At 38.4% G+C, this 19,766-nt stretch carries 17 protein-coding genes; 8 read left to right on the top strand and 9 right to left on the bottom strand.

The genetic code is table 11. The annotated features are described in order from the left end of the window. Positions 1-13: 13 nt before the first annotated feature. Positions 14-877, bottom strand: coding sequence for a S1/P1 nuclease (locus tag J8Z25_RS19780; protein ID WP_130052420.1), 864 nt, complete (start codon positions 875-877; stop codon positions 14-16). A gap of 219 nt (positions 878-1,096) precedes the next feature. Between J8Z25_RS19780 and J8Z25_RS19775 the strand changes: the two genes are divergently transcribed. Next, complete coding sequence (locus J8Z25_RS19775; RefSeq protein ID WP_167657284.1) at positions 1,097-1,996, top strand: type 2 periplasmic-binding domain-containing protein; 900 nt, start codon at positions 1,097-1,099, stop codon at positions 1,994-1,996. 40 nt (positions 1,997-2,036) lie between these two features. Then, positions 2,037-2,930, top strand: a complete 894-nt coding sequence (locus J8Z25_RS19770) for a hypothetical protein (RefSeq protein WP_250662119.1) — start codon at positions 2,037-2,039, stop codon at positions 2,928-2,930. An 80-nt stretch (positions 2,931-3,010) separates the two neighbouring features. Here J8Z25_RS19770 and ushA read toward each other — a convergent pair whose 3' ends face one another. Together ushA and J8Z25_RS19760 are read right to left on the bottom strand one after the other, a co-directional pair. Further along, positions 3,011-4,618: a bifunctional UDP-sugar hydrolase/5'-nucleotidase UshA gene (gene ushA, locus J8Z25_RS19765; protein WP_130052417.1), complete on the bottom strand. Its 1,608-nt coding sequence runs from the start codon at positions 4,616-4,618 to the stop codon at positions 3,011-3,013. Between the two features lie 75 nt (positions 4,619-4,693). Next, positions 4,694-4,891: a hypothetical protein gene (locus J8Z25_RS19760; protein ID WP_130052416.1), complete on the bottom strand. Its 198-nt coding sequence runs from the start codon at positions 4,889-4,891 to the stop codon at positions 4,694-4,696. Between the two features lie 247 nt (positions 4,892-5,138). On the opposite strand from J8Z25_RS19760, the gene J8Z25_RS19755 reads away from it, so the two are divergent. After that, positions 5,139-5,876: a peptidylprolyl isomerase gene (locus J8Z25_RS19755; RefSeq protein ID WP_250662118.1), complete on the top strand. Its 738-nt coding sequence runs from the start codon at positions 5,139-5,141 to the stop codon at positions 5,874-5,876. 324 nt (positions 5,877-6,200) lie between these two features. Here J8Z25_RS19755 and J8Z25_RS19750 read toward each other — a convergent pair whose 3' ends face one another. Further along, positions 6,201-6,614, bottom strand: a complete 414-nt coding sequence (locus J8Z25_RS19750) for an MAPEG family protein (RefSeq protein WP_250662117.1) — start codon at positions 6,612-6,614, stop codon at positions 6,201-6,203. Positions 6,615-6,780: 166 nt separating this feature from the next. Here J8Z25_RS19750 and J8Z25_RS19745 point away from each other — a divergent pair, with 166 nt between their 5' ends. Beyond that, positions 6,781-9,666 (top strand): insulinase family protein, encoded by a 2,886-nt coding sequence (locus tag J8Z25_RS19745; protein ID WP_250662116.1) that lies wholly within the window; start codon positions 6,781-6,783, stop codon positions 9,664-9,666. 48 nt (positions 9,667-9,714) lie between these two features. Here the strand turns inward: J8Z25_RS19745 and J8Z25_RS19740 are convergent, their stop codons facing one another. Further along, positions 9,715-11,097, bottom strand: a complete 1,383-nt coding sequence (locus tag J8Z25_RS19740; RefSeq protein ID WP_250662115.1) for a Na+/H+ antiporter NhaC family protein — start codon at positions 11,095-11,097, stop codon at positions 9,715-9,717. A gap of 287 nt (positions 11,098-11,384) precedes the next feature. On the opposite strand from J8Z25_RS19740, the gene J8Z25_RS19735 reads away from it, so the two are divergent. Both J8Z25_RS19735 and J8Z25_RS19730 read left to right on the top strand, forming a co-directional pair. Next, on the top strand, positions 11,385-11,789 hold the full coding sequence (locus J8Z25_RS19735) for an NUDIX hydrolase (protein ID WP_130052411.1): 405 nt from the start codon (positions 11,385-11,387) through the stop codon (positions 11,787-11,789). A gap of 3 nt (positions 11,790-11,792) precedes the next feature. Next, a complete protein-coding gene (locus J8Z25_RS19730) occupies positions 11,793-12,284 on the top strand; it encodes a GNAT family N-acetyltransferase (RefSeq protein WP_130052410.1) in 492 nt (163 codons plus the stop codon). Here J8Z25_RS19730 and J8Z25_RS19725 read toward each other — a convergent pair. The 3 genes from J8Z25_RS19725 to J8Z25_RS19715 are packed head-to-tail and all read right to left on the bottom strand — an operon-like array spanning position 12,267 to position 15,768. Beyond that, positions 12,267-12,878 carry a PqiC family protein gene (locus J8Z25_RS19725; protein WP_250662114.1) on the bottom strand — a complete coding sequence of 204 codons (612 nt, stop codon included), beginning with the start codon at positions 12,876-12,878 and terminating at the stop codon, positions 12,267-12,269. The two genes, J8Z25_RS19730 and J8Z25_RS19725, sit on opposite strands and share 18 nt — an antisense overlap. Then, positions 12,878-14,533: an intermembrane transport protein PqiB gene (gene pqiB / locus J8Z25_RS19720; RefSeq protein WP_130052408.1), complete on the bottom strand. Its 1,656-nt coding sequence runs from the start codon at positions 14,531-14,533 to the stop codon at positions 12,878-12,880. The genes J8Z25_RS19725 and pqiB overlap by 1 nt, the downstream gene beginning before the upstream one ends. Beyond that, on the bottom strand, positions 14,530-15,768 hold the full coding sequence (locus J8Z25_RS19715; RefSeq protein ID WP_130052407.1) for a PqiA/YebS family transporter subunit: 1,239 nt from the start codon (positions 15,766-15,768) through the stop codon (positions 14,530-14,532). Before J8Z25_RS19715 ends, pqiB begins: the two co-directional genes overlap by 4 nt. A 139-nt stretch (positions 15,769-15,907) precedes the next feature. Between J8Z25_RS19715 and J8Z25_RS19710 the strand changes: the two genes are divergently transcribed. After that, the gene (locus J8Z25_RS19710) at positions 15,908-16,684 is read left to right on the top strand and encodes a substrate-binding periplasmic protein (RefSeq protein ID WP_239977856.1); all 777 of its coding nucleotides are present in this window, start codon (positions 15,908-15,910) and stop codon (positions 16,682-16,684) included. On the opposite strand, the gene J8Z25_RS19705 is transcribed toward J8Z25_RS19710, so the two are convergent. Then, a complete protein-coding gene (locus tag J8Z25_RS19705) occupies positions 16,673-17,473 on the bottom strand; it encodes an acyl-CoA thioesterase (RefSeq protein WP_130052406.1) in 801 nt (266 codons plus the stop codon). The two genes, J8Z25_RS19710 and J8Z25_RS19705, sit on opposite strands and share 12 nt — an antisense overlap. A 237-nt stretch (positions 17,474-17,710) precedes the next feature. On the opposite strand from J8Z25_RS19705, the gene dnaK reads away from it, so the two are divergent. Further along, entirely contained in the window at positions 17,711-19,633 is a 1,923-nt protein-coding gene (gene dnaK, locus J8Z25_RS19700; protein ID WP_130052405.1) for a molecular chaperone DnaK, read from the top strand. The last annotated feature ends 133 nt before the right edge of the window (positions 19,634-19,766 follow it).

The raw sequence follows: 19,766 nt of genomic DNA, 5'->3' as shown, positions 1-19,766 counted from the left end.
GGTTATGTTTCATTTATAGTTTGCTGTCAGTTGGCATCTTGAGCGCCTTTACTAACGGTTTTGCCGATTTATCAAATAAATTATTTAATAAACCAGCTAATCTTATGCCACCTTGTTGTAGGCGAGTTTTAACAATCGGTAAGTTTTTATAGATATAACTATAACTTACGTTTGTTTCATTTTCATTATACAGAGAGTTTGCAATATTATTTGATTCGATTAACCAATCGCTAGGTGAACTGGCAAGGTAGTCCGTTATTAACGCTTGATTTGTTGTATTTATAAATTGCGCAAACTCAGTATAGGACAAATTTTCATTCTCGATGAGTTTTGAGTCCCATAAACTATGCAAATTGGTATCTTGCCCGAAGAATGTTACAGAAATATTGTTGCCACCACGATCTTCAGCGCGACCTGCGTGAAAAGGTTGGTGGCTGTCACCAACTAGGTGAACCAAAAAGCGCAGTGCAAATTGCTTTTCAGCTAATGAAGCTTTTTGATTTTTTAATACAGAAATTGAATATTCCATGCCTTCTAGGATATCTGACACGGTTTCTTTATTGTGATGAGAGTGTGAGTCGTAATGAGGTTTGGCATTGCCTTCTTTGAAATTAATGTAATGCCAGCGCGAGGATTTCTTTTGCCAAAAACTCTCTGGGGCAGATCGCATTTCATCAGCCCAAGTCGCAATTTGAGGTAATGATTCACCATCAAGTAATGGAACTAATGCTTGTTTAGTCGTATCAGTAATATGCTTAGATGCAATTTCACCAACAATACGGTGACCATTCTGACCCCATGCATTAACTGGGGTACTTAACACTGCTGAAATAACAGGTGTCGATAACAGCAACATTTTTATTGTTTTTTGTAACATTGACTCAGTGTCCAAAAATGAATGTGCCATGAAGCACGATTTCTTGGTGAGTATTTTCCTGAATTTAAAAGCAAATAGAAAGGACTCAATAAGATTCATAATTTCTTGTTCATATATCTTATATTTCAATGGGTTAATTTATTCAAGTAAAGTTACCTATTGCAATGAGTAAGAATAATTGTTCAAATAGAGACAACGGAGCGTTGTTGGCTATTAAAATTGAATTTAAGAACAATACTAATAAAAAAATCGTCGATTGTTACATTTTTGTTTCTATCATTGATTTTGTTTTTTTATATTGGAATTTTGCAGGGTAAACCGGCTGTTTCTGATATCAATGCATTTATTGAAACGTCTTTCCAATGTGATACCAAATCAGATGTTAATCTAAATGAGTTAGTTGTGTACTCATCTGGCAAAGTGCTGGCTGAGGACGTCGCTAAAACCTTATGTTCTGACGATACTATCAGTAAACAATATGGTAAGGTAACATCTTATTGGGGCTATAAAACCTCAGACACTATTGAGTTTTTAGGTAAAGGGATTGCAGATCTGATCCTTGCTAAAGAAAACTTAATTAACGCCTTTATGGCCGAGTCAACCTATAACTACCAAGCTGTTGTCGGGTTTCCTGATTACACAGCGTATTTAATTTCTAGTAAAGAAAAGCCAAGAATTGAAAAAAGCTACTTTTTAGATAAACGCATAGGTTTGCTTGACTATCCAACCAGCCGTTCAGGCCACATTTTGCCCAAACAATTATTTAAAAAACTGGATATAAACTTAGAAAACCTAAATATTAATTATGCTAGTTCGCATACGGAATTAAGAGAATTGCTTGCCAGTGGTAAAGTCGATTTAATTTCTTCTTATTGGCAAGACAGCGATCAACAACGCTTTTCTAAAAATTACATCACACCAATACGCGATAATATAAGCGGAAGTCGTTGGTATTTAAAAATGCAAGACGAGAACACGGATCTTTTATGTGCAGTTCAAGCACGCCTTACACAGTTGGCTCACAATCAGAATTCTCATTATTTTAATCATGTAGAGTCATTTTGGAGCTGTGATTCACAGCAGACAGCTAAACTAGGGGATAGCAATGCTACCAACTAGAATTAAACTTGCATATAGCGCAGTGTTTCTTACCTGTTGCATGGTATTTTTTGCTGCTTTTATTGCTGCAAAAGCCTACCAGACAACAAGTAATGATGAATTGACCCTAGCTAAAGTTGAAAACCGTATTGCTCTTGACTTGAACCATTTAAATTTACCTGATGATTTTTTAAAGCATTCAGGTAGTAAAGATATGGTACTTAATTATATAGCACGACTTAATGCACAGCTGGCAGACTCAGGAGTGATGGTCTATTCGATCGAGGGTATAACGGATTACCCTGCGCGTGCTGACTTAATTACCAAGCAATTACATGCCCCACAAAAAACCTTATCGGTTAGCTTTGTTGTGACATCCTCTTTATTTTCTAAAAACGATATCGCAGTATTAATTCTTGTATGTTTAATTTCAGCGGCTTTAACTTACTTATTATTTATTAGTGAGCGTACTAAGATTCAAATAGCAAAACATGAACCGGAAATTGAGCTTCAAGCTGAAGAAAAGCCAAGATTAATAGTCGATCTGCAAAATAAAACCTTGGCAGCAAGTTGTGCTATTGATAAAACCGTTGCACTTGCTAATAAACCACTGTGCTTCTATCTAGCTTTGGTTGAGTTTTGTATAGAGCACCCGGATGTAGTGCTCAATCAGAATAAAGATGTTCCAGAAGAATTACTGACGCTTGCTAACAAGTATTTTTACCGGTTAGTCGAACTTGGGCATACTATTAGAAAAAGACCAAACTTTACTAACAGTTTAGAAAAAACCTTAAGTGAAATTCGAGCAGCCCTTGATGAAGTTTGGCAAGATCAGCTTGAGATAAAAGAAACCTATTATCCGCCAAAAGCCCATGGTGAAGGTTCGCGTTCTCGGTTACATCATTATGGATTGAAAACAATTGAGATTGCGGACATCGAGGTCATAGGTAAGTAATTTAATCTTATTGTAAACTAAAAAGGGAAGTCACTGACTTCCCTTTTAACATAGAGATATTATTTACAAGATGTTTATTGTTACTTAGGCGCGTAATCAGCCGCTTTAACAGGACTATTTTGTTCAAAGAAACGTTTTAGTGCCTGTGCATCCGTATCATCAGTGCTAACATAGCCTTCTTTATTTGTAAGAGTAGGGTAGCCATCACCGCCCGAGGCGTTATAGCTGTTAATACTCATACGATATGTTTTTGCCATATCAAGCGGTTTGCCGGCAATTTTAACATTAGATAATGTGTCGTCATCGCGCTTAAAGCTTAATTTATAGTATTGTAAGTAGGCACCAGAATCAGGTGGGAAAGAAGTGACAACCGACAAGTAATCGAATAACTCTTGGCCTGTCATATCAATATAAGTGATACGGTTTTTAAAAGGATGTACTTTTAAAATATCTTTATAACTGACATCGCCTGCCTGAATACTATCACGAATACCGCCGCCGCTGATCAAGCCAAAGTCAGCTCCGACTGATTGCATTTGTGCTGCAATAATTACGCGAGCTAAGTTTACTTGCTCGTAGCGTACTTTGTTACGATCACCTTCTAGCTTTGCATCAACAGAACCTATCTTACCTGCAATTTGAGCTGCGCCTTTTTTCTGATAAACCGCGAGTACATCTTGTAATCCTTTGTTAGGTTCGATGTAATCAGCAGCAAGTTTTTTATTACCATTCTCATCATCGATATAAAGATTTACTGGGATCAGTTCGTAATTAAGCAGTGTTAATTCATCATTTTCTAATTTAAACTCGGCTTTACCAACATATTTACCCCATTCATGAGCTTGCATAATCCAAGTACCATTTTGTTGATCTGGCTTACAAGCTTTCCCAGGCATGAAGCTCTCGTCTGCCACATTGGCCTCTTTCATACAAACAGGCTCTTGTGAATGGCCGCCAACAATAATATCAAGCATGCCTTCGGGTAAGTTACGGGCCATTGTTACATCACCCGGCGCATTAATACCAAAGTTTGCATCAACATAGTGACCCATGTGTGTCACTGCAATCGTAATATCAGGGTTATATTTAGCTTTGATTTTAGGAACTAGATTGGCTGTTACTGTCACAGGCCCTTTAAAGTCAAGGCTACCAATATATTGCGGGTTACCGATTTTAGCTGTATCTGTTGTTGTTAAGCCGATGACTGCTATTTTAAGACCGTTTTTCTCAAAGATTTCGTAAGCTTGGTAGCGTGGCTCACCTGTTTTCTTATCAATAATGTTGGCAGATAAAAATGGAAAGTTTGACCACTGTTGCTGTTGTTCAAGTACAGTTAATGGATTATCAAACTCATGATTACCAATTGCCATGGCATCATAACCTATTAAAGACATACCCTTAAAATCTGGCTCTGCGTGTTGTAAGTCAGACTCTGGAATGCCTGTGTTGATATCTCCTCCAGAAAGAAGTAATACGGCATGTCCTTGTGCTTTAGCATTGGCTCTTAGTCGATCGATCAACGTTTTACGAGCTGCCATGCCATACTCGCCTTGTTCATTGTGCCAAAAGCGACCATGGTTATCATTAGTATGAAGCAGAGTTAAATATTGTACTGAATTTGTATTGTTAGAGGATGAGCTACACGCGGTTAAGGTAACCAGTAGCGATATTAGTAAAAAAAAGCGCATAATTGTTTGCCTGATTAAAGCAGTAGGTTAATTATGCGCATAGTTTAAACGACTTAAGTTTAAATTAAATGTCTTTTATAAACTTTTATTGTCATTTTCTATATTCAGTTGCCCTGTTGCGGCAAGTTGACGGCGTTGTAGTTCTTGTTCTGCGTAGTGTGATTTCTGATGATTATTGCCTACCATCCAGTTTAAAAAACTAGCTGGTAACTTACTGTATGGCTCACCTTGGTGTAGGCCAAAATCGCATATCGCGTTCTCTTCATTCGCCATGGTTATTTCCTGTGTGTTCATTGTTGTCGTGCAAATACTAACAAACTCTGTCTATTTGATAAGACGATTTTGATTTAATGTTCAAACTTTTTATAACCAAAATGAATACATCGTGTGAATAAATGTAACTGAGTTGTAATTGCTTTGGCGTGTTTTGTGTAACTATTTTGTTTGCTATTTAAGCGCATATTATTTTTGTTTAAGCTTCAAGCAGTTTTATAATAAAAATTATCAGGAAAGATAAACAATGAAAAAACACTTACTTGCAACAGCACTATTAACAAGCTGTTTCTCTGCCAATGCTACAATTGTAGAAATGCAGACTGATCTTGGCAGTATTACTGTTCACCTTTATGACCAACATACGCCTGTTACCGTTGAAAACTTTTTAAATTATGTGGCTGACGGTAGCTATGATGGTACGGTAATCCACCGTTCAGTTGATAATTTTGTTTTACAAGGTGGTGGCTTTAAATTTGAAACTGATTTTACAGAAATTGAAACCAAAGACTCTATTATGAACGAGCCTGAACTATCGAATGTTAAAGGTACTATTGCAATGGCCAAAATTGGTGGCAATGCTAATAGTGCGACAAGTCAGTGGTTTTTTAACTTAAAAGATAACAGTGCTAATCTAGACCTGCAAAACGGCGGCTTTACAGTGTTTGGTGAAGTTACTGTAACAAGCATAGATGTTTTAGAACAAATTACATCTTTAGTCCACTGCGGCGAAATTCCTGTCGTAAATTTAAATGAAGATCAGTGCCCAACTACAACATCAGGTTTTAATGGTGAGAACTTATTTTATATAAATAGCGTCACTGTGGTTGATGATGATCCTAATTCTTCTGCTTCTTTATCACCAAAAGAAAATACATTAATTGATCAAGATAATTCATCTGATAACGGCGGAAGTAGTTCCGGTGGTAGTCTTGCGTGGATGTTATCTTTATTGGCCCTAGCAGGTTTTACTCGTCGTAAATAATTCCAACCAACAAAGTATACCCAAACCACCTCAAGATGCGAGTTTCAGTTGGAATTAAAAGCGATTTAGGCAAGGCATTGATTGCAAGTAATAGTGGTTCTATTGTTAAAATCAATAACGCAGTATAAATCGCTTTTAAACCAACCCTTTGGGCGCTTCACAGGCACTTTCTCTCATCGTTGTTACTTCTTAAAAGGGGATGCCATTCTTGCAAAGTAACGCCTTGATATTAAGCTCCTGTGAAACGCTGAATTCTGCATCTTGAGGTGGTTTGGGTATATATAAGGCGCTAAAAAGCGCCTTATTTTTTGATGTTCCTGATTATTAGAAGATTCTTACTAAAATTAGAACCCACATTATTAGCATAATAAAGCTACTGACAACGAAACTATAATAGCGGGATTTTAAGGTATTTGATGTTAAGTGTATTACGCTATGAATAATTCTTAATGCAACATAAACCCAAGCAAGTGCAACAAAAACAGTGCCCACAGCATTTACTTGCAGGGCTGTTAAACACGCAATAAAAAACAGCACAGGCATTTCGAATTGATTAATAAAGTTACGATCTGCTACGCGAACGTTATCCCCAGCCTTTTCAAGTTCCATTGTTAAGAAGTCTTTCATTTCAATAGTTTTTTGTTTTGCTGCACGAAAACGACGTTTACCCATAATGTACATCACAGTAAAAGTCAGAAAGACCTGAGTGAACATTGCTACAATTAGCCACTTTTCCATAGCTCATCCTTTGTTATAGTTATTGCTATTAATCTTAACCGTAAGTACTGCATTTTCACAATGTGTTACAAAGTTTTGCTGTAACTTAGCTGAAAAGCATTGAATTGCGGCGCTCGAAAACACATGATAAATAAAAATTTATTCAATTTCTAATGGATACAAAATAATGAAAAAAATAATAGGACTTAGTGCAATCGCATTTGCAGTGCTAGCAGGTTGTTCTTCTACTTCTACCACAACGCCTCCTGCTGCTAATACTAACCTTATTCCTGATTCGTTGGTAATCAGTCCAAACGACACCCGCGAATATAAAACATTAAAACTCGATAACGAAATTGATGTAATTCTAATTTCAGATCCAAGTGCTGAGAAGTCAGCTGCTGCACTTAGTGTTGGTGTTGGTTTATTGCACGACCCTATGTCGCAACAAGGTATGGCTCATTATCTAGAGCACATGTTGTTCCTTGGTACAGATCGTTACCCAGACACTAAAGGTTACAGTGATTTTATGACTAAAAATGGTGGTGCACATAATGCTTACACCTGGTTAGATATCACAAACTACATGTTCAAAGTTAATAACGATGCCTACGACGAAGCACTTGACCGCTTTGCAGATTTCTTTAAATCACCAAAGCTTTACCCTGAATACACAGACAAAGAAAAAAATGCGGTAAACGCTGAGTGGTCAATGCGTCGTGAAATGGACTTTTTTGGTCAGTTTAAACTGGCACGTCAAATGATGGGCTCACATCCTGCAAACCGCTTCTTGATTGGTAACCTAGAAACCTTAGGAGATAAAGAAGGCAGCAATTTACATAAAGAAACCGTTGCTTTCTATAACAAATATTATTCATCGAACATTATGAAAGTGGCGATGATCTCAAATCGTCCACTGGCTGAAATGGAAGCAAAAGCTAAACAGTATTTTGCTGATATTGAAAATAAAAACATCGAAAAACCAACTGTGACTGATAAGTTAGACTTTTCTGTTGCTGGCGGAAAGCGTGTTTACTACTCACCAAATGAAGATGTAAAACAGCTACAGTTAGAGTTCACAATTGCAGATAACAGTTCACAATTTGCGGTAAAACCAAATCGTTTTGTTTCTTACCTTTTAAGTAACGAAATGCAAGGTAGTCCTGCACAAATTTTGCGTGATAAAGGCTGGGTATCACGTTTATCTGCTTCAGATGCACCAACACAATATGGTAACTACGGCAGCTTAACTGTTAATATTGAATTGACTGATGCTGGCATGCAAAACCGCGAAGAAATTGTTGCTATGGTTATGCAGTACATTGCGCTTATTAAAGAGCAGGGGGTTGATAGCAAATACTTTAATGAAATTCGTACCTCTCTAAATAACGAATTTCAATTCCTCGAAAAAGGTGATGAGTTTGGTTATGTGAGTAACCTTACTGATAGCATGCAAAAGTTCCCTGTGAACAACGCAATAAACGCACCTTACTATTATGCTCAGTTTGATGCAGATGCGGTGCAAAATGTACTTTCGCAATTAAATGAAGATACTTTACGTATTTGGTATATTTCAAAGCAAGAAGAAACAGATTCACAGCTACATTTCTATGATGGTAAATATCGTATAGAAGACATCAGTGATGCAGAAGTTGCAAGTTGGAACAAACCAAGCGAATACGCTTTAGCATTACCAACAGTAAACCGCTTATTACCAGAAAGCTTTTCAATTAAGACTGCTGAATTTAAACAACAAGCGCACCCTGAACTGGTATTTGATAAGCAAGGTGTTAAAGTTTGGCGTCAAGCTAGTCAGCAGTTTGCTGAGCAACCAAAAGGCCTTGTAGAAGTTTACATCAATACGCCAGATGCCCTTGTGAATGTAAAATCGCAAGTTCTTTACTCAATTTGGGCTGATCTTTATAACTTACAACAAAGTAAATTAAGTACAGAAGCAGCAGTTGCCGGTATGAGTTTAGGGTTACAACCAAGTAATGGCCTTGTGCTATCGCTTAGTGGCTTTACAGATAAGCAAGATGTGCTTCTAGCTCAGGCTCTTGAAAATCTAACGTTAGATGTGTCTAAAGAAGGCTTTGCACAAGCTATCGATCGTTTTAAGCGTGATTTACTAAATCAGCAAAAGCAGTTCCCTTTCTATCAAGCATTTGGTGAGTACTCGAAGCTTACTCGTAGCGGTAAATTTGATACTGAAACCTTGATTGCAGCGGCAGATGCGCTAACTCTTGCAGATTTTGCTGCTATCAAGCAATCAACTCTTGCTGCAAATGATTTACGCGTATTCACGTTTGGTAATTATAACCAAAATGACGTTGAATCTATTGCTAGTAAGCTAACAGCTATTCTGCCTAAAGGTCATAAAGCAACGGAGTTTGCCAGAAGCAAAGCATGGTTACCTCAACCTGGTGAGCGCATTGTGCTGCAAAAAGATATCGATGTAGCTGATGTGGCTATCATTGATATGGTTGTTCACCCAACTCCTGGCTATAAACAAAAAGCGCAAGCGCAAATCTTACAAAGTCACTTTAGAACCGTTGCGTTCGATAAGTTACGAACAGAAGAACAACTTGCTTATGCAGTTGGTGCTTTAGCTCGTCCTATTGAAGATTATTCTGCTTTAGGCCTTTATATCCAAACACCAGTGAAAGGCCCTAAAGAAATGCAAGCGCGTTTTGATGAGTTTAAGAAGCAATATGCTGTAGAGCTTGATAACATGACAGAAGAAACATTTGCACAACTTAAAAATGCAACTCTTGTATCTTTAAAAGAGCAACCTAAGAACCTAAGTGATGAAATGTCACCGCTGATTTCTGATTGGTACCGTGAGAACTTTAAGTTTGATTCTAAGGAAAAGCTTATCGCCGAAGTTGAAAACGTAACCTTGGCAGATCTTAAAGACTACTACAAGAAAACCATGCTAAATGATCAAGCTCCGCGTTTGAACATTCAAATGCGTGGTAGTAAGTTTGCTGATAAACCATTCGCAGATCTTAAAAACCAAACTAAAGTCGACAGTTTAGAGACTTACTACAAAGGAATTAAATTCCAAAAGTAACTTAATAGTTGATAAACAAAAGCCCAAGCAATTGCTTGGGCTTTTCTATTATGCAATAAGTAAAAATCCAATAAACGCAGCTGTTGCTGCTAGTAAGGTGTAAGGAAGTTGCGTAATAGCGTGGCTGACTAAATCACAACCAGAGCCTTGTGCTGCAAGAACTGTGGAATCAGAATAGAAGCACGCTTGACTACCAAACGACGATGCTGACAATAAAGCGCCAATTACTAAAGGAATATTGGCATCAATAGCGTAAGAAAGTGGCATCACAATAGGGATCGTTACTGCGAAAATACCCCAGCTAGAACCCGTTGCGAAGGCAAGTACTGCCATTGCTAAAAATACCACTGCAGGCAAGTATTGTGCGGTCATGTAAGGGCTTAAGGTATTGATCACATATTGCGGAAGCATTAATTGATCACACACATCTTTAAATATAAAAGCTGCAACTACAGTCCCTATAGCGGGGATCATACTTTTAAAGCCATCCAACATACGCTCAATAAGTTCTGACAATGTCATCAACTTTTGTAATATATAAAATGGTAGTACCACAGCAAAGGTCGCGAGTAATCCTTTGTATACATCAATGTCGAAGTAAACGGTAAAAGCGACAAGTAATATAATTGGAACTAGAAAATTATATAGCTTGCCGTTCGATGCTGCTGTTTCAAAGTTTTCTTCTGCTGCTTTTACAGCATATTCATCAGCTGTTTGAATATCTGTGTATTGGTTATTTGAAATTTCGATTTGATTGTTTATGGCACAGAGTTGTGCTTTCTTCATCGGACCAAAAGCCGGTATTACATTTAAGCTGACCAGTAATACAATAATTACTGCAAACCAAGCATATAACATATAAGGAATAGCTTGGATGTAAACGGCAATACCTTGGCCTTCAGGTGCGACATTGTTATCGACTAATAGGCCACCAAAAAATACCGCCCATGTTGATAGTGGCATAAGCACACAGATAGGTGCCGCTGTTGAGTCAACAACATAAGCGAGCATTTCGCGACTTATTTTAAACTTGTCGGTGATACGCTTCATGGTTTCACCCACTGTTAATGCATTTAGGTAATCATCGATAAAAATAATCACGCCTAACACAAATGTCATAAGCAAAGATGAACGCTGACCTTTGGCAAACTTTAACGCAAATTCGGCGAATGCACTGGCTCCACCAGTTCTTACCAGTAAAGCAATTAAAGCGCCAAAGCCACCACAAACAAGAATAAGCCAGGCAATGGTTTCGTCTTGCATTACTTTTAATGATATATCAGCAAAATTAGATAGCACAGCATCAGGCCCTAGCATGGCTAAACCAAACAAAGCACCAATAAGTAAAGATAAAATAGGGCGGCGTAAAAATACGGCCAAAACAACCACAACTACTGGTGGCAGTAAACTTAACGCAGAAGGTTCTTGCATTATATTTTTCACACAGTTAAGCAATGCGAGATTGCTTACAGAAATCAAAAGTCTATAGACTCAAGTAACTGCTTTACGCGAACACACTTTATGGACCCGTTAGGGGAAGTGCCTGCGTTGGCTGGCGCCAGACAATATAGAGGGTATACTGCTTTTGTTTTGCCCAAAACATCGCATGGAAAATAATCCTGAATATAATTTTAGTCAATAAGAATTTTTATTGTGGGGATAATTACTTTACACTCATCAATTATGTCACATAGTTATTATAATTGAGCAAAGAGTTTATGGCTTTTTCAGATACTTACAGGCTCAGTAGTCATGCAGTTATCACCAATAGTCAAGGTCAGGTGTTGTTACTAAAAGCTAACTATGGTCAAAAAAGTTGGGGGCTACCTGGCGGAGCTTTAGATAAAGGCGAAACCATTCATCAAGCGCTACTGCGCGAATGCCAAGAAGAACTTAATTGCGACGTTGAAATAGGTTATTTAAGTGGTGTCTATTATCACACTGTGTTCAACTCTCATGTGTTTATTTTTCGTGCTTATATGGATGATGATGCTGAGATAATGTTAAGCAATGAGCATACTGAGTATCGTTATTTCCCTATTGATGAGCTTTCAACAGTTCAAAAAGAGCGAGTGCTTGATTGCCTTAATTTTACTCATGAAGTCGTCAGTAAGGTGTTTTAACAAGTGTTAGATATATATTTAAGGGCAGGGCATCCAGATGATGCCACCTTTATTGTTGAGCTATTAAATCAAGCAACATTTTTAGAGCATATCGGCAATAAAAATATAAATACTCCAGCACAAGCTGAACATTATATTCAACAAAACTTTGTTAACAGCCACCAGCAATTTGGGTTTGGTAGTTACATAGTATGTTTATCTGATGGTACACCTGTTGGCATGGTGGGTCTCTTTCAGCGAGATGCGTTAGCTATTCCTGATTTAGGATTTGCACTGCTAGCCAAGTATGAAGGCAAGGGTATAACAACATCAGCTGCAAAGTTATTGCTGGCTAAAAAGCATGTATTAGAGTTTGGTATACTTACAGCAATCACCTCGCAAACAAATATTGGTTCGCAGAAAGTTTTACAAAAACTTGGTTTTGAGTATATCGGTGATGTCATCATTAACGAAGACAATCAGCCACTAAAACTTTTATTAAAGAGCAAGCTTTGAAATGTCGCTTGCTACTTGTTTGTTGACTTTAAGCCAAGAAGATTCAAGTGTGGCAACAAGTCCTTCGTAGTCACTCTCTTTTAAAGGCGTAAGCTCATTAAAATAGTTTACAGCTTTTAATTTTCGGCCCGTGTCTGGCGTTGTATAGTACAAGCGCCAAAGCCCAGCAATGTTGGCATTACCTTTCTCATCACCGTTAAAGTGATGTAGTTCAAATTCTAATTCATAAAAGCTTTGCTGATCTAAATCAGTAATTACAGGTAAACCTTTTATTACCATCCAATTATTAAGTTCAGTGTAAAGTTGTTGATGGGCACTTGCAGTTAACATTAAATCAGGTGATTCACTCCATAGGTGATAGTTAGCAGCGTTCACTCTGTTGTTATCTAATACCATAGCAATACCACGATTATTTAGCGCACCGCGTAATTGTACCGTGTTAATTCTTAGTTGAGCTTGAGTGTTCTCAGCTAAGCGTTGCATTGCAACTATTGGTTGCGAAAATTGATAATACTCAATAGTTGAAAACGAAGTTTGGCTGCAGGCCGATAGTAATAGCACTGATGCAATTGAAGCACAGAGTTTATAGTTCATTATTGTTTCCTCGGCGTTGGATCTGCTGGTAGCTCTTTATCAAAAATCAACATATTAGGTTGCTGGTTTAAGCCACGAGTGAGCGGTTGGAGCTCTTCACTTAAACGTTTAAATTCAGACAATGTTGTTTGCAACTGCTGGTGGAATGTTGAACCTTGCTCGTAGCTTGCCATGGTTTTTTCAAATTGTTTCATGGTTTTATCGAATTGTTGCATGCTTTTTGTCATTTCTGCAAAGTTGCGATTAATATCACCCGGTAAGTCTTGAGTATCTTGTTTATTTAGTAGCTCTCTCATGTCTTGAGCAAGTGCTTGATACTCGGCAAATGTGGTCTGCATTTGCGCTAAGCTATCTTCAATTTTAAGGTTATTAACTTTATTCAATACATCAGATACTTGGTCGGCTAATACTGTTATGCCGCTCGACACACTAGGGAATACTGTGTACTCAGCTATGGTCTTTAATTCGGCGGGTTCTGCGTTATCATATATGTCTAAGTCGACATACACAGCTCCGGTCAATAAATTACCTGGTTTCAGCGAGGCACGAAGGCCGCTCTTGATCCAGCCATCTAAACTTGAATGCCAAAACTCACGCGCTGCAGTGCTGTCGTGGTATAGGCGACCATATTCAATTTTCACAAGGGCAGGTACTGCGGTGTTATCGGTTCTAAAGTGCGCAGGTTTACCATCTATGATTACACTTGCAGGTGCTTCGACCACACTACCGATGCGCATACCTCGGTATTCAACGGGGGCGCCTGGGCGTAAGCCACGAATTGATTGTTCAAAGTCTATTAAGTAATAGTCAAAATCATAAAAACGTTCCTCAAGAGCAGCTTTATAACTATTACTTAATGAAAAACTATGGCCATTACTGGCAACTTCACCGGGTGCTTGTTGTTCAGGAATACCAACTGAAATTCCCCCTTTTAGTAGTTTGCTTAATGAGCCAGTATTTACATTAATACCATCAGCCGACAGGTCTATTTCAATGCCTGAGTTAACCCAAAATATGGAATTTAAGGTGATCAAATTTTGATAAGGCTCCTTGATGAAAATACCATATTTCATCGCTTGGTTTTTCCAATCAAAGGTTGCTGTTTCTATTTGACCAATTTTATAATCTTTGAAGTAAATGCCAGTGCTGACATCAAGCACCTCTGCGTTATAGCTAAGCAGTGTAAAGCGTCCACCTTTAACATCTTTACCAATTAATGCTGGTTCATCCTGAAGTTCAAAACTTTCGGCAAGTCTTTTACTCTCTCCGGGTGCAAATTCTAAATACACCCCTGACAGTAAGGTACTCATTCCGCTTATACCGGTATCATCAATACGTGGTTTTACAACCCAAATTTTTGCATCATCTGTGAGTAGGTTGTCATAATGTTTATCAATTTGTGCACGTGCTATTACACTATTTTGTTTATCAGACAAACGTACATGGTCAATTTGGCCAATCTTCACGCTACGCACTTTTATTTCTGTCTTACCAGCCACAATCCCTTCTGCATGTGGCATTTTTATAAAGATGGTGGTGCCTTTATTCGCTTGATACTGGTACAACATCCATGCGCCAATTAATAAGGCAATAACTGGTATGATCCAGATTGCTGATATATTTGGCGCTGTTTTTATTTTAGCAGTTTCGCTCATGCCAAGGTCTCTTGTTTCGCAGTACTTAAATTATCTGGGTTATCCCACAATAAACGTGGATCAAATGCATGGGCTGCCAACATTTGGCAAATAACCATGGTAGTAAAAAAGATTGTGCCAATGCCAGGGGTGACCGACATTAGGTTTCCTAGTTGTACTAAGGCTACTAGAATCGCCACAACAAATACATCGATCATTGACCATTTGCCAATAAATTCAGTCAATTGATATATGCGTGTATAACTTTTTGTTTGCCTGTTTGCCGGCCTCATAACCATAAAACACAAAAAACTTAAAATAAGCGCTTTTGCTAGAGGGACAACTACACTCGCTAAAAAGATAATCATCGCGATAGGGTAAGATCCACTATTCCATAAAATCATAACCCCACCAATAATAGTCGATGGCATCTCATCGCCAAGACTCGTTGTATACATAATTGGGTAGACATTGGCTGGTATATAACAGGCGACTGAGGTAATTAACCAAGCTGCAGCTTTTTGCACACTAAATGGGTTACGGCTGTATGTTTTAGAGTGGCAGCGTGAACAAGTTTTTGTTGCACATAGCTGTCCACATACATGACAAGCTCTTAAACCTTGATCAATTGCACGCATATTCGGTTGTGTTTGTTCTATATAGTCAGGCTCTTTTAGTTGGTGCCACAAAGAGTGTTTATTTAATTTTGCTGTAACCGCTACATAGCAAATTACAAAAGCACTGTAAGCCCAAAAGCTCACACCAAACTCGATATCGGCCATCGACATAATTTTGACCATGCTCACCATTACGCCTATTAAAAAAATTTCCGACATGATCCAAGGTTCTAACGCAAAGGTAATTTTTAATATTCTTTTTCCCCATTGGTATGGTAGCGCTTTTAGTAAACCTAAATGCAGAGGAATTATTAGTACCAATAAAAGTAGGGGCAGACCGATAATACTTGTGTCAATGAACAAACCTAAAAAGTCGTTGTCGTAATTAAAGAGTATTCGTGCGGCATCGGGTAAGGTGATTGTTTGGGTAATACCGCTACTTGTAAAAGATAGAAATGGATAAAACATACTACTAAAGAGCATAACGATAGCACTTAAACTCAGTGCGACAACCATGCTATCTTGATTAGCTTGCGACGCCGAAAGCTTTGTATTGCAATGTGGGCATAATGCCACTTGTTTTGCACTTAAGTGTGGGATCTCTATAACAAGATCGCAGCTAGGACAGGCTGTTTGCAAACTTATGGTCTCTTAAACAAGAACTTAGTTTAGTTTGCATCAAATAGTGTATAAATTCAAATGCACCTTTGTTCAATATAAGCTAATATTTGTACAAAGTGATTACGCTTTTTAATACAGTTAATTTTTAAGGTGAGCAGTGAAGCAATTATTTATCCTTTTAATGTTGTTTGTTAGTGTTAAAGGCGAGTGTTTATCAGAGCCAAATACGCAAAAGCCAATTATTGTTGCTGCAAGCTCCTCTTTACCTCCTTATGTTATTGAAGACACGAACAGCGGAATCCAACTCGAAATACTAAAAGCGGCTTTGAAATCTCAAGGTATTTCTAATATCGATATCCATTACATGTCGAATAAGCGTGCTGAGCAACAGCTAATGCATGGTAAGGTTGATATTGTACTTAACTTTCCTGATGCACTTACGACACGAGTCTATAAAAGTGACGAACTGCTGCGCTACCAAAATGTAGCGGTCAGCCTTGCTAATAAAGAGTTAAAAATTAACAGTATTTATGATTTAGCGGGAAAGAGTGTTTTGGCGTTTCAAAACGCAACCAATTTTATTGAAGCACCATTTAAATCGGTTACCAATATTTTACGCTCATACGAAGAAGTCGTTAATCAAGAAGCACAAGTTGATCACCTTATGAAAGGCTGGGTTGATGTTATTATTTTAGAGCGTCGAGTGTTTTTGTATTATTTTGAAAAATACAAACAAAGCGGTGAAGTAAAACCGTTTGTTGTGCATGCAATATTTAAAGAAGCACCAAGACCTGCGTATTTTCATAGTAAAACGTTAAAGAATGTCTTTAATTTAGGTCTTGATGAGATCATTGAGTCAGGCGAATATCAAGCTATTATTCGCCTTGATGGAACTGAATATGCCCAGCTTTTAAATTCTAAGTTACGCGAATAACGCAACGGTCTGGCGACTGAGAGCGATAAGTTTGCCATCTTCACTCCAAATACAGCCATCTTCTAGACCGTAGCCATCTTTACTATGATGTGTAATTGCTTCATAGCCAAGCCACCCGTTATGGGCAATGGCAGGTTCTTCTACAAATTCAATGTACCATGACATGCTACTCGCCGGTGCTGGTTGCTTATACATTTGCAACAGGGTGGGTGGCCATGCATCTGCTAACGCGATTATATGTGCCTCTTGCATCTGTTCTGGTATGTGCTTAAATTTCATCCAACCGCCTAAGTGAGACGTATCTGAGTTAGTAAATGGCATATTGCCTTGTTGTAAGCAAAGGGAAATATGTTGGAAGAAAGCTGGCATCTGCCCTTCTAAATATGGAAGAACAAATTGCTCATTAACAGGAGTTAGTTGCATTGTTTTTGTAACATCAACCTTAACTCCTGATTGTCGTTGTGCGCCAAAACAGGCTTGAGTTATTACACAGACTTCACCACCCTGAATCACTTTTGCTAGTACTTGAGCGCTATTCTTTCCTTCACGTAATACGTCGACATCAATAGTAAAGTCAGTTTCGGCAAGAAGCGGTCCAACAAAATTAGTGCTTAATGAAAGTAGCCTACGAGAACTATCAATATGTTGACGAATTGCTTGGTAGAGTAGTGCTGCAGATAAGCCACCAAAGGCAGTTCTACCTTGGCACCAATTTTCTGGAAACTGCATCACTTTTGTGTTGTCTTTACCAAGCTCTGTTGCCATTGCGAGCAATTGTTCAAAATGCATAATTTTCCTTGTTATTTATCATACTTATTTTCTTATAGCATAGCTAAGCTCATCAGACCAGTTTGTTTGATTTTAAGAATGTATCTGAAAACTTATTTTTTTGAGGAAAAATGCCCATTTAGAAAATATTTCAAAAAAAAGTATATTTTTTTCATTTTTACAGTTGAATTCAGTTTCCTGCACCCCTATTTACTAGTCATCGAACGTTTTAACGAATTTTGAAGTTGGAGAAGATTCATGGGTAGAATTATTGGAATCGATTTAGGTACTACTAACTCTTGTGTAGCAGTACTAGACGGTGATAAAGCACGTGTTATTGAAAACGCGGAAGGCGATCGCACAACACCATCGATCATTGCTTATACGCAAGACGGTGAAACATTAGTTGGTCAACCTGCAAAACGCCAAGCAGTAACGAACCCAACTAACACATTATTTGCAATCAAGCGTCTAATTGGTCGTCGTTTTGAAGACGAAGAAGTACAACGCGATATCGGTATCATGCCTTTTAAAATTGTAAAAGCTGATAACGGTGATGCATGGGTTGAAGCACGTGGCGAAAAACGTGCTGCACCACAAATTTCAGCAGAAGTGCTGAAAAAAATGAAGAAAACAGCAGAAGACTTCCTAGGTGAAGCGGTTACTGAGGCAGTAATCACAGTTCCTGCATACTTCAATGACTCACAACGTCAAGCTACTAAAGATGCTGGTCGTATCGCAGGTCTTGAAGTTAAACGTATCATCAATGAGCCAACAGCCGCTGCACTTGCATACGGTATGGACAAAAACAAAGGTGAAAACGTTGTTGCAGTATATGACTTAGGTGGTGGTACTTTCGATATCTCTATCATCGAAATCGACGAAGTTGAAGGTGAGCACACGTTTGAAGTTCTTGCAACTAATGGTGACACTCACTTAGGTGGTGAAGACTTTGATAACCGTGTTATCAACTACTTAGTTGAAGAGTTTAAGAAAGATCAAGGCATCGATCTTAAAAATGACCCACTTGCAATGCAACGTGTTAAAGAAGCTGCTGAAAAAGCGAAGATTGAACTTTCTTCTGCACAGCAAACAGAAGTTAACTTACCGTACGTGACTGCTGACGCAACTGGTCCTAAGCACATGAATGTTAAAGTTACTCGTGCAAAACTTGAGTCACTTGTTGAAGACTTAGTAACTAAGTCAATTGAGCCACTTAAGCGTGCACTAGCTGATGCTGATTTATCAGTAAGCGACGTAAATGACATCATCCTTGTTGGTGGTCAAACACGTATGCCTTTAGTACAAAAAACAGTTGCTGAGTTCTTTGGTAAAGAACCTCGTAAAGATGTTAACCCAGATGAAGCAGTTGCAGTAGGTGCAGCGATTCAAGGTGGTGTTCTAGCTGGTGACGTTAAAGACGTACTACTACTTGACGTATCTCCGTTATCACTAGGTATCGAGACTATGGGTCAAGTAATGACAGCATTAATTGAGAAAAACACGACGATTCCTACTAAGAAATCACAAGTTTTCTCAACAGCTGAAGACAATCAATCAGCGGTAACGATTCACGTACTACAAGGTGAGCGTAAGCGTGCAAGCGACAATAAATCTCTAGGTCAATTTAACCTAGAAGGTATTCGCCCAGCACAACGTGGTACACCTCAAATCGAAGTAACATTCGACGTAGATGCGGATGGTATCTTACATGTATCGGCTAAAGACAAAGATACAGGTAAAGAGCAGAAGATCACAATCCAAGCTTCTTCAGGTTTAAGCGATGAAGAAGTAGAAAAAATGGTTCGTGACGCTGAAGCGCACGCTGAAGAAGATAAGAAATTCGAAGAGCTAGTAGCGACTCGTAACCAAGCAGATGCAATGGTTCATGGTACACGCAAGCAAATCGAAGAAGCGGGTGATGCATTACCAGCAGAAGATAAAGAAGCAATTGAAGCTGCGCTTACTGAGCTAGAAGCTTCGATTAAGAGTGATAACAAAGAAGAGATTGAAGCGAAAACTCAAGCTCTAGCTGAAAAATCACAAAAGCTAATGGAAATTGCACAAGCTAAAGCACAGCAGCAACAAGGCGGTGCGGATGCTGGTGCACAGCAATCTTCTGCAAAACAAGACGACGATGTTGTTGATGCAGAGTTCGAAGAAGTGAAAGACGACAAGTAATTGCTTGTTTCGCTTCTGCCTAACGCAATAATGGCTGCTTTTTTTAGCCAATTAAGTTAGGATGAAATGATTGAGGCGCGCCAGCGATTTCGCTTGACGCGCCTTTTGCATGTATATAACCGGTAAATTGATA

It is taken from the genome of Pseudoalteromonas sp. SCSIO 43101 (assembly GCF_023650775.1).
Classification (GTDB): Bacteria; Pseudomonadota; Gammaproteobacteria; order Enterobacterales; family Alteromonadaceae; genus Pseudoalteromonas; species Pseudoalteromonas apostichopi.
This window is presented reverse-complemented; position numbering and strand designations above follow the sequence as displayed.